An 11,576-nucleotide genomic window follows, 5' to 3' on the forward strand; every position below is an offset into this window, starting at 1 on the left:
CCACTAACCAATGACAAATGACCAATGACTAAATATGCAAATTGACTTTCATCATGGTGTTACTTACGTCGCCGCCCGACTGGCTGGATTTGAACATAAAGCTGCTAGTATTATCGCTTATTGCGCTCAATACGTAGATGATGCCACTAATGCCGGGGTGATCCGTTTTGATAATGGGGCATTATTTAGCCGCATCAGTTCCGCCCACAAAATGCTCGACTACCGCAACTTTCGGGAACTGGCAAATAACCTCGTCTGGATTCCCTTTCATTTTCTACCAGGGAATGGTGGGCTACCTGCAACAGAAGATCCTTCAGGTAAATTTATTGACAAGCTGATTTGTCGTCCCAACAGCCATGTCGCTCAAGAAATGGTCAGAGAGTGTATTCTCCGTCAAGACACTCCCTATGCTCTCCATCGCCTTGGTATCACAATGCACGTCTATGTTGATACTTGGGCGCATCAAGGTTTTGCTGGTGTTAACCATCGAGTGAACGAAGCTAGAAACTTAGTGGACGAATATGGCAAACCCGATCGCAGTCTCATGGATCGCCTCACAAATTACTTTGTCAGTGAAGCCTTACCTCTGGGGCATGGAGCAGTCCTCAGCCATCCTGACAAGCCTTTTTTACGCTGGGGCTACACTAACGGACGGGGCGAGAAAATCTTCAGAGACAACCCCAAAGACTTTTTAGAAGCGGCCGATTGTATGTGTAAAGCGATGCAGCGGTATATAGCAGGCGATCCCAATGCCACTGTTCCAGGATTGCCACAACCGGATCAGACTGCGATCGCTCTCTTGCTACAAAATATCACAGAGAACAGTGGTAGCCTCAGACACCAAAAGTGGTTGCAGGCGATCGCTGAGGGTAAGTTTAGTTTTGGCAAAGAAATTGTTACTTATATCCCCAAAGGAAAAAATTCATGGAAATTTCTAGCCCTTGGCACAGAAGAAACTATTGACCGGGGAAACGAAATATTTTCCTATCATCCCACCTTTTTAGCCAGTGATTGGAAATTATTCCATGACGCTTTGCAGGCACATCACTTCTACATCAGCCACGACTTATTACCCAGGTATGGCATCTGCGTTGCTTGATAGTGGTTAGTCATTGGTTATTAGGTAGAGACGCGATTAATCGCGTCTGTACAAGTGGTTAGTAGGGGCGGGTTTAGAAGATAAATTGTCTGTTTCAACCGAAAAATCATCGACAAAACCCGCCCGTACAGTGGTTAGTTTTTCCCTCCTCATCTCCCACTCTCCCCCTCTTTCCCTTCTGCCCCCTGCCTTCTGCCTTCTGCCTTCTTACTTAAAAGAACATAGCCAACATTCTTTAATAATCGAGGTGCTCAATGCCAACAACCCAAGCCACACAAAATAAAGTGGGAATTCAGTTCACTGAAACCATGCGCGGCTTCTTTTCCACGGCAGTCAAAGACGACTATCAACGTGCAGCCCAGCAAGGTAAACAAGACAACTCCCGGTTTGAATTCACTGTTACTGTCACCTCCGACGATTTGGAGGTGATGCTCACCGATGAAAGCCACAAAGCCAAAATCGTTGGCAGTGTCACCGCACCCGTTCTATCGCCTGAACCTCTAAAAGTCACCAATGGCGAATTTAACTTATTTATTATCGATCCAGACCGGGTGAACACCCGCCGCATGCTTTATCACATGACAATAACAGCCAGCGATGGTAAAGTTTATTACTTGGATGGCTTCAAAGTTGTACACAACGATCCCGGCTTTGATTTATGGGCAGACACAACAACTCTGTATATTACTGTCCATGATGGTGACAATCTCAACGCTCCAGTGCTAGGGCGGGGAATTTTAAATATCCAGCCAGCAGATTTTCTGCGGCAGATGTCTACATTGCAAGTTACCAATACCACCAGTCTCAAGCAACAGTTGGAAGAAACTGCTCGCTTTGGTAGCTTTTTTGCTGGAGTCTTGTTCAACATTTACGGTGGAATATTTGCCCCCTCAAAAGTATTCGATCCAGATGCACCACCCCGCCAAAAGCGTCCCCTGCGGATGTCGGCTCCCCAAGTTCATTTCTTTAATACGAGTGATGGTGTACAACTGCGACTAACTCGCTATCAAGGCGGAACGAAAGGGCCAGTTATGCTCGCACCTGGTTTTGGCACTTCTACCTTGGCATTTTCCATCGATACCGTTGAGACAAACCTACCGGAAGTCTTGTACGCTCAAGGCTATGATGTCTGGCTGTTTGATTATCGAGCTAGCGCCGATTTACCATCTGCTACTACTCAGTTCTCTACTGATGAAATTGCCCTTTATGATTGGCCAGCAGCAGTGGAACAGGTACGTACTCTGACTGGGGCAGAAACAGTCCAAGTTGTTGGGCACTGTGTTGGTTCAATGTCTTTCTTGATGGCTATGCTAGCAGGTCTCAAAGGAGTACGTTCCGCAGTTTGCTCTCAACTCACCACCCATCCCAGAGCTGCAACCCTCAACGAAATCAGAGCTGGTTTGCGTTTGGCATCGTTTCTAACAGTGTTGGGGGTAGAAACTCTTAATCCTGATTTTGATACCCATGCCGATTGGCAGGATCGTCTTTATAACATGGTTTTGAGGTTTTATCCCACCAAAGAACCCTACAACAATCCTGTTGACCGTCGAATTTTGTTCATGTATGGAGAAGTTTACAAAATAGACCAGCTCAACGAAGCTACTCACGACGCCATTCATGAGATATTCGGCCCGGCAAATATGACTTTCTTCAGACATATTTCTCTAATTTTGCGTCGAGGGCAAATAGTAGATAAAGATGGTAAAGATATTTACTTGCCTCATTTAAATCGGCTAGCTATACCGATCGCATTTATTCACGGTGCAGATAACGCCTTTTTCCTACCTGAAGGTTCGGAAATTACTTATAAGCTATTGTGTGATAAAAACGGTAAAGACTTGTACGTGCGCCATGTCATCCCCGATTATGCACATATGGACTGTTTTATGGGTAAAAACGCAGCAAAAGACGTTTTTCCAACCATTTTGGCGGAATTAGAAAAGTTTAACTAGTTTTACTTTTCGATTCCGAAACAAACGCCCAACAGCTTGAAGTCTATCTTCGGCTGTTGTTTGTAAAGCGGTTTTCTGTAAGGTGGGCATTGCTCACCGATATCTCAAATATTTACTTTGACGGGCAATGCCCACCCTACTATATGAGCGAAATTAATCAACTCATCAGTGAACCTCTAGCATCTACGATCGCAAAACATCCAGGTTTGGTGGAGCTATTTCGCTATCCATTAATGGAAGCAATTGTAGAACGCCGCACCCGCAGAGTAGCCCGTGGTGCTTGCATATCGGCAGGAGAACTCAGCTACACCAGCCCGAATCAACCCGAACCCCTCAGTCCTCTAGAAGAGGCGATTTTAATTGTAGCCACGGGGATGACAGGAATTACGACTCACGACGGGCCGCTCCATAAGCCAGAAGGAGGTAAAGAACTAGGAACTCCTTTTTTGAATATTGTCGCTCGTTCCGGTAGTAGTGCAGATAATTCCCAAGCCACATCCTTTTTCATGATTAATGACGAAGGCATCTGGCTGATCAAGAAACTCAAGGGACGCGAAGCTTTAGCAGCCCTTGGCGATTTGCCTCCCAAATGGGAAGATTGGACAGAGGAACACTGGCTCAAAGCAGCGGCATCTGTCAAACATCGAATTAGCGATCGCCGTCTAGATTTCCCCCGGATCTATCCTTATTACCTTGGCTGGAACAAGCAAATTTCTAACCTGCCAGGGACAACAGTCTTTTTCCCAGTCGTCGATTGTACTCGCCAGTATATTAATGTTCTGCTCATCCTGCTGTCTGAACCGGAAGGACAAAAACCCTTGTTTGTGGATGACTGGCAGAAGTTTCGACCGAAAAGCTGGGCAGATTGGAAAGCATGGATCGGTATGCATTTAGGATTGGTTCCTTGGATTCCCTATCAACCCATCGGCGGCATCGATCGCGCCCAAGGAGGCTTTGTCAATCCTAACAACGTTGTTCCCTTGGGACTTGCTCAAACAATGCGTACTGATTACGAGTGTTTTTTCATCTTGCAGAATTTAATGCTCATCAGTCAGGCAATGGGACTTGGTAGCTGGATACACGGTTCAGTCTTCCAGCCTTACATTTTGGAACGCAATCCAGCCAAGGATTGGTATGGTTTAGGATTCCGCATGGAAAAACCCACTCCTGCTAAAAAACGGTGGGCACCACTACCCACTCCTCAAACTAACCCCGTAGGTATTGATGGAGTGCTGGAAGGACTATGCCCGCCTTACGTGAAATCAATGGATGAAGCAGTGGATCGGGTGATCGAAGACAAATTCGGCAGCCAAGGAGCCTATGGAGATAAGGACGTATTTACCCGCTCTTACAAAAATCGCAGCAGTGGTGAAGCTTTCCTACGCAACGCCGAACCCCACTCCAAAGAAGCGATTCAGTATACCAAAGATATCTGCAATTATATCTGGGAAACTTACGGTCGCTTCCCCGCCCATATAGATGCCTTCTACGTTCCTGGGATCTGGCTGCAATTCTCGAATCTGGAAATGGAATACTACCAGCAATACTACGATCCAGAATTGTTCCGCCGCCAAGCCCAGCACGATCAAATTTGGGGTAAAAAGTAACAGCTTGATTTTGATTTTGGCGTTGCTGATTTAAAGTATGAACTCACGCGGAGTCGCAGAGCCGCAGAGAGTAAGAGTTTTAAATTTCATACTTCATTTCCGCAACGCCTGGATTTTCAATAGCCGAGAAAACAATATGCTCAAAATCTTTAGAATTGGTGCTATTTCCCTGATTACGATCTTGCTGGTAGCGATCGCTGGTTTTTTCTTCCTACAATCAACTTGGGTAAAGCCAGAATTTAGAACTCCCAAAGAGGCATTTCTGCACGGCAGTATCGGTACTGAGTTAATGCCTTTGCCAGTGTTTCAAATCCTGCCAGATTTATTCCCCGATAAATTTCAGCCCGCAGGTAAGGAAGCAGGAGATTGGATTCAACAATTTGGATTTATCAGAGGAAAACCTAAAGAGAATGAAGGACTTCCGGTAGGTTTTAACGCGTCCAATTATCAACCACAATCGGGATCGCCTTCACCCACAAAATTCGTAGGCTTTAGTTGTGTATTGTGTCACTCATCTCATATCAGAAGGTTTGAGGGAGATGAGGAGATTGTAGTCACAGGTATGGGCAGTACATCTTTAGATTTATTTGCTTGGGTTGATGCAGTTAAATCATCACTGCTTGATGACAAACGTCTTACCCTCACAAACATTGCCCAGGCTTATGAGTCCAAGTACGACAAACAATTAGGGATTTTAGATAAAGCCACGATCGCCTTTTGGCTATCGACAGCGAGACGGGAGGTAGCGGCTTCACTGCCCAAGTGGGACGAGCCTTATAATGGCAAAGACCTGAGAAACCCGCACCTAGAACCCAACGGCCCCGGTCGCACCCAACCTTTTAGAGAATTAGTGCGCTTTGTCATGGATCGACCAGGTGCATCGGATCGGTCGTTTTCCAAACTTCCTTCCTTATACGAACAGAAAAATCGCGAATGGGCACAGTATGATGGTAGCGTTCGAGACCGTCTCAGCCGTAGCGTTCTCGCCGCGATCGCAGCCGGAGCCAATCCAAAAAACTTACTGGTGCCGGAAATTTCTCATAATGCTGTCCAAGCGATTGAGTACACGTTAGATTTAAAGGGGCCAAAATATACAGAAGTCTTTAAAGACGCAAAACTAGATCCGCAGAAAGTAGAACACGGTCGTGCTGTATATATGCAAAATTGCAGCACCTGTCACGGGTATCGCAACTCAAAAGATGACAGTTGGATTAAAGGAGAACTTCAAGGTTTGATTACAGCGATCGCGGAAATTCAAACCGACTCCGAAAGACTCAACTATCGTTACTATCAAGAACTGCCCGATGCTGTGGAGACTTACTTTCCTGAAGATCATCCCTTGAAGCCAAAGCGGGAAAACCTCAGACCGGGGCCAATGGGAGATACCAAAGGTTTCATTAATGCTCCCCTAGAATCAGTTTTTGCCCGCGCTCCCTACTTGCACAATGGTAGTGTCCTGACACTGGCAGAGTTGATTAATCTCAAACCAAGGCGCGAGATTTTTTATCGCGGAGATAATCTTTACGATCCGATTGATGTAGGATTGGCTTCACCAACAGAGCCAAACGAAAAAACCTACTATCAATTAGATACCCATGCTTTAGGTAACTCTAATAAAGGACACGATTATCCTTGGCCTTATCAAGGCGCGGGTTGGGATAAAGCTGCTTTAGAAGATTTGTTGGAGTATCTCAAAACTCTTTAGTAAATAAATTGAGAGAGCCAGAGGCTCTAGTATTCTCGTTACCAGGTTGAACCTGGTAACGAGGGGTTTGAACTTGCACTTAATGAGTACCACTTTCTTTCTTTGTGTTCTTTGTGTTCTTTGTGGTTCGTTAAAAAAATCCCCCAGTTCGTTTTTTTTCTCGTTACCATGTTCAACCTGGTAACAAAAGTTTCGAGACTTTGCCTCCAGGCTATTAGTAGGAGTGCAAGAACCAATTTCTTTCTTTGTGTTCTTTATGGTTAGTTTTTCTAATATGGAGAATTTGTATTGCTTGTTGAAATTTTAATAATTTACTAACAACATAACTCACACAAAAATTATGCAAATTCAAAAAAATTTCCAAGGTAAAGATACTGAATCAAATATCAAGAATAAGCCCTTGCCGCCTGGTTCCTTCGGTTTGCCCTTAATAGGAGAAACTATTGCTTTAGCTTGGGATATCCATAGCTTTTACCGCCAGCGATTAAAAAAATACGGCCCAGTCTTTAAAACTCACCTATTTGGCAAACCAGTCATCGTCTTTATCGGCCCGGAAGCTTTTACTTTCTTTCTCAATCAGGAATACTTTACCCGTGAGGATGGCAATCCGCAACCAGTTCGAGAATTATTGGACTGGGATGCTCTGCCCTTGTTAGATGGAGAAGAACATCGTCGCCGGAAAAGGTTAATTCTCCAAGCGTTTACACCGCAGGCTTTCGACAAATATATTCCAGTTATGGAACAGAACGCCGCTTACTATCTAGAGCGTTGGGAAAAGCTGGGCAGCTTTACTTGGTTAAATGAATACCGCAAAATGTGCGCTTCTTTGAGCAATGCTTTGTTTGTAGGGCGATCGCCTGGTTCAGAAAGTGAAGCTGTAGGGAAAATCATGGACACTTTTATCAAAGGTTTTTCCGCAGTCCCGATTAATCTGGGTTTTAATGGCTACGGAAAAGCACTCAAAAGCCGCGATTGGCTGCTCAGTTATCTCGATCGCGCGATCGCTCAACACCAAGAGCAACCTCAACAAGATATTTTGGGAGTGCTATTAGCAGCCCGTGGTGATGATGGTTCCACCCTAACTGAAGATCAGTTGCGCCGCGAAGTATTGCACCTATTTTTTGCAGCTTACTCTGGCTTTTATGTGGCGCTAACTCTTCTGTCCTTAACCTTAGCCCAACATCCGGAGATAATGGCACGCGCTAGGCAAGAAGTCAATCAATACGCTGCTGATGGTGCGTTGAATATGGAAAAGTTGCAAAAACTGGTATACCTGGAGCAAATCACTAAAGAGATTCGCCGTTTTTATCCGATTAACGCTGCTACTTTTTTCGCCAAGGTAAAGACAGACTGCGAGTATAAAGACTTCCGCATTCCTAAAGGATGGGGTGCTGTGGCAGGAATTCATACTACCATGCATATGCCACAGGTATTTTCCGAACCAGAAAGTTTTAAACCCTGCCGCTTTGCTCCAGAACAATTTGCGACTTTGCCACCAAACAGCTATGTACCCCAAGGAGGCGGCGCGAAAGACGGCCATCGTTGCCCTGGTGAAGACATGATTACAGTACTGCTTAAGGTAATGGCGGTGCATTTGCTACGTCGATATACCTGGGAACTGTTGCCGCAAAATCTAGAATTTAACCGCGATTTATTTCCAACTCCCCGTGATGGTTTAAAGGTGCGGTTTGGCATTTATTCGCCCTGAAATAGCTTGTGATGACTGATAGGAAATGAAAAACGAACCACAAAGGACGCAAAGGACGCAAAGAAAAGAGATTATAGAGAGAATTTGGCGCAGCTTCACAAAGAAACGGTATGAAAGTAAAAACATAAATCAAGGTTTAAAAATGCGAATTCATCCTGTTAAGAGTGGGCTTGTTGCAATTAAAACCTGTCAGTGCTATAGCAAAGGTCATGGAGCCATGCGCTTAGTCAATACTATTCTCGATCGCAATTGGACTGAACCTTTACCCATTTACAGTTGGGCGATCGAGCATCCGGAAGGAATTATATTAATCGATACAGGTGAAACTGCACGCACTTTAGAACCAGGCTATTTTCCTTGGTGGAACCCCTATTTTCAATGGAGTATCAAGCCATGTTTGCAACCTGAAGATGAAGTTGGTAATAGGTTGCAAGCCTTGGGTATAAAACCGGAAGATGTTCGTTGGGTGATTCTCACTCATATGCACACAGATCACATCGGTGGTTTAGAGTATTTTCCCAATGCAGAAATTATAGTCTCTCGTCGGGAGTACGAGGTGAGCGGTGGTTGGAGTGGACAGCTAAAAGGCTATTTGAACCATCAATGGCCTAAGTGGCTAGCTCCTCGCCTGATAGACTTTGAACCCAAGCCAATTGGCCCTTTTCCTGAAAGTTTTACGCTCACAAAGGCTGGGGATGTCTGCTTAATTCCTACACATGGCCATACAGCAGGGCATCTATCAGTGTTGGTTCAAATTGATGGGCGATCGCTATTTTTTGCTGGTGATGCCTCTTACTCTCAACAGTTGATGTTAGAGCAGATTGTTGATGGTGTTGCCCAAGATGAAAATTCTTCTCGCCAAACTTTGCAGCGAATTTTGCAATACGTCCAAGAATTTCCTACAGTCTATCTTCCCAGTCACGACCCCGATGCTGCTCAAAGATTAGCAGAGCGAAGCATAGTGTCAGTTTAACTAGCTTGAAAATAGGGGCTAGGGGCTAGGGGCTAGGGGCTAGAGAAAAGAGATTTTCATTTCCTCGTGGTGTGATTTATGACATGAGTGTCTAGTTTAACTGTTTATACATTTTATACATTTGCAAATTTAGATCTAAAAGGAGTTATTTCCATGAGCGATCGCTACTCACCTCTACCAGAATCATTTCTGTTTGGCGTTGCTTCTGCCGATCACCAATGCGAAGCTTACGATTCTCGTTTTGAAGATATTCGCGATGTTTGGGAACGCCGCCGCGCTCTCACACCACGAGGTCAAGCAACTGATTTTTGGAACCGCTATGCTGAAGATATTGGTCTTGCCAAATCTCTTGGTTGTAAAGCGTTTCGCTTTTCGATTGCTTGGTCGCGGGTGGAACCTGAGCCAGGGAAGTTTGACGATGCAGCCTTCGAGCACTACCGCCAAGTCATTGAAACTATCCGTTCCTATGGGATGGAACCAATTGTCACTTTGCACCACTTTACCCATCCATTACACGTGGAAGGGCGCGGTGGTTTAACTGCTGAGGAGTTTCCTGCTATTTTTGCCAGCTACGCCACAGAAGCAGCTAAACGTCTGGGCGATTTAGTCCGCTACTGGATTACCTTTAACGAACCGAGTCAACTCATTTACGGCTACGTCAAACCTTGGTGGGAAAGGGCTTATTTCATGCCTCCCGGTTTACCTCGCGGTGCTTCTATGTCACAGCAGATGGCAGCAGTGGGCGATTTGATGCGCAATTTATTTATAGCCCACACTAGAGCTAGAGCGATCATTAAGCAATTCAACCCAGACGCCCAAGTCGGAGCAAACCCGATGTTGTTGGGTTTACCTCTGTGGCTGCAAAAGATAGTTGATTTCAACGTGACTCGGATTCGCAGTAGAGAAGATTTTATTAATCAAGGTAAGCGTTTCACAGAACGAGCTTTGCTAGAAAAAGGGCAAGTAGACGTAGTTATCGCTACTTTAACTGCTACCCCAGAGCGAGGAGAACAAGTGGCGTTTTCCGAAGTGTACTATCTGGCAGGCGAAACCTTACTCGTGAAGTCCCAGAGCCAGATTCAAGAATTGAGCGATGTGGCTGGCAAAAAAGTGGCAGTTATACAAAGCAGTACTGCCGAAGCCAATATCTACGAACTTCTTCCCAATACAGACGTGGTAGTACTAGCAGATTATGAAGAAGCCCTCAGAGCGCTAGATTACGACCAAATTGCTGCCATCTTAGCTGATGACACAATTTTGTTAGGAATAATGCAGCAGCATCCGAAACAGTATCGATTTGTAAACCATCGCTTGACAGAAGAACCCTACGCTGCTGCTGTAGTCAAAGGCGATCGCTTCTTGCTCAATGCTGTAGATGTAGCGGTGCGGCGCTTCAAAGAATCTGGTGCTTGGGCAGAAAGCTTTGCTCGTTACTTTCCTGATGAACCTTTACCAGAACCACCTCGGATGGGACGACGTTCTACTCTTGGTGATATCAGCGGCAGAGAGAATGTCACCAAAGCCTCTCTTGCCGAACCAGGAACACCGTTGCGTCGCATTCAAGACAGGGGTTATTTAATTGTTGCCGTGAAAGATAACGTACCTGGATTTGGTTACCGCGATCCGAAGACGGGTGAGTTTAGCGGTTTAGAAATTGATTTAGCGCGGGCAGTAGCAGAGGAAATTTTTGGCGATCGCAATAAAATTCAGTTTCGTCCTGTCAAGACTGCGGAACGTTTACCATTACTGCGCTCTATTGTCAGCATCTTTGATCCCTTGCAAAAGATTTTTAGCATCCTGTCAACCTCCCTCACTAGTAACTGGTGGCATCTTGGCATGGCAGGGAAATTGCCGGAATTTCTCTGTCCTAAAGATTGCGTCGATCAGCAAGATTTTGTCGGTTTTGATTATTACTGGGGTATTAGTAATTTGCGAATCAACCGCGTTAAGCAGTTAATGGATGCAGCCTTTGGACGTTTCAACAATGCGCCTGTCTGGTCTGGCGTGCTTTATGATATGCTCAAGTTTCACGCCAAGCTGTTCCCCGGCAAGGAAATTTTAATTGTAGAGAATGGTTGTGTTGAAATCGCAGATGGTGTGAAGCGAGAAGAGTATATCCACCGCCACTTAGCGGAAGTGCAACGGGCTTATAACGATGGCGTGAAAGTGGCAGGTTATATCTGCTGGAGTGCCACCTCTAACCGGGAGTGGGGACTGAAATTCGGCCCGGCAAGTGATTTTGGATTGTATCATGTAGACCTTGACAACGATCCAGAATTAAAACGCCTGCCCACTGCCGCAGCGATCGCATATAAGGAGATTATTCAAAAGCGGAGTGTGTAAAAGACGTGGGGACGCCGGGAATGATGTTCCACGTTCCTGCGTTAGACTATTGGCGTGACCGGACTAATTTAGTGGATAAATATAAATCTTGTGGTGTGGACATCTTGTCCGCACCGGACGGGCTAGAAGCCCATCCCACAAGAAATCTGTAATGCACTATTTTAGCCTTGACACGCCACTACTAGCGCG

At 45.4% G+C, this 11,576-nt stretch carries 7 protein-coding genes; all 7 read left to right on the forward strand.

The window, feature by feature from the left end; all coding sequences use genetic code 11:
• The first annotated feature begins 34 nt into the window (after positions 1-34).
• Complete coding sequence (locus UYC_RS0132980; RefSeq protein ID WP_016876655.1) at positions 35-1,099, forward strand: DUF6765 family protein; 1,065 nt, start codon at positions 35-37, stop codon at positions 1,097-1,099.
• 254 nt (positions 1,100-1,353) lie between these two features.
• Positions 1,354-3,051: an alpha/beta fold hydrolase gene (locus UYC_RS0132985; protein ID WP_016876656.1), complete on the forward strand. Its 1,698-nt coding sequence runs from the start codon at positions 1,354-1,356 to the stop codon at positions 3,049-3,051.
• Positions 3,052-3,194: 143 nt separating this feature from the next.
• The gene (locus UYC_RS0132990) at positions 3,195-4,658 is read left to right on the forward strand and encodes a hypothetical protein (RefSeq protein WP_016876658.1); all 1,464 of its coding nucleotides are present in this window, start codon (positions 3,195-3,197) and stop codon (positions 4,656-4,658) included.
• Between the two features lie 136 nt (positions 4,659-4,794).
• Entirely contained in the window at positions 4,795-6,363 is a 1,569-nt protein-coding gene (locus tag UYC_RS0132995) for a c-type cytochrome (RefSeq protein WP_235083004.1), read from the forward strand.
• Between the two features lie 340 nt (positions 6,364-6,703).
• Positions 6,704-8,071, forward strand: coding sequence for a cytochrome P450 (locus tag UYC_RS0133000; protein WP_016876660.1), 1,368 nt, complete (start codon positions 6,704-6,706; stop codon positions 8,069-8,071).
• Positions 8,072-8,213: 142 nt separating this feature from the next.
• On the forward strand, positions 8,214-9,044 hold the full coding sequence (locus UYC_RS0133005; RefSeq protein ID WP_016876661.1) for an N-acyl homoserine lactonase family protein: 831 nt from the start codon (positions 8,214-8,216) through the stop codon (positions 9,042-9,044).
• 153 nt (positions 9,045-9,197) lie between these two features.
• A complete protein-coding gene (locus tag UYC_RS0133010; RefSeq protein WP_016876662.1) occupies positions 9,198-11,387 on the forward strand; it encodes a family 1 glycosylhydrolase in 2,190 nt (729 codons plus the stop codon).
• Positions 11,388-11,576: the final 189 nt, after the last annotated feature.

Origin of the sequence: Chlorogloeopsis fritschii PCC 6912, assembly GCF_000317285.1 — a bacterium.
In the GTDB taxonomy this organism is placed as follows: domain Bacteria; phylum Cyanobacteriota; class Cyanobacteriia; order Cyanobacteriales; family Nostocaceae; genus Chlorogloeopsis; species Chlorogloeopsis fritschii.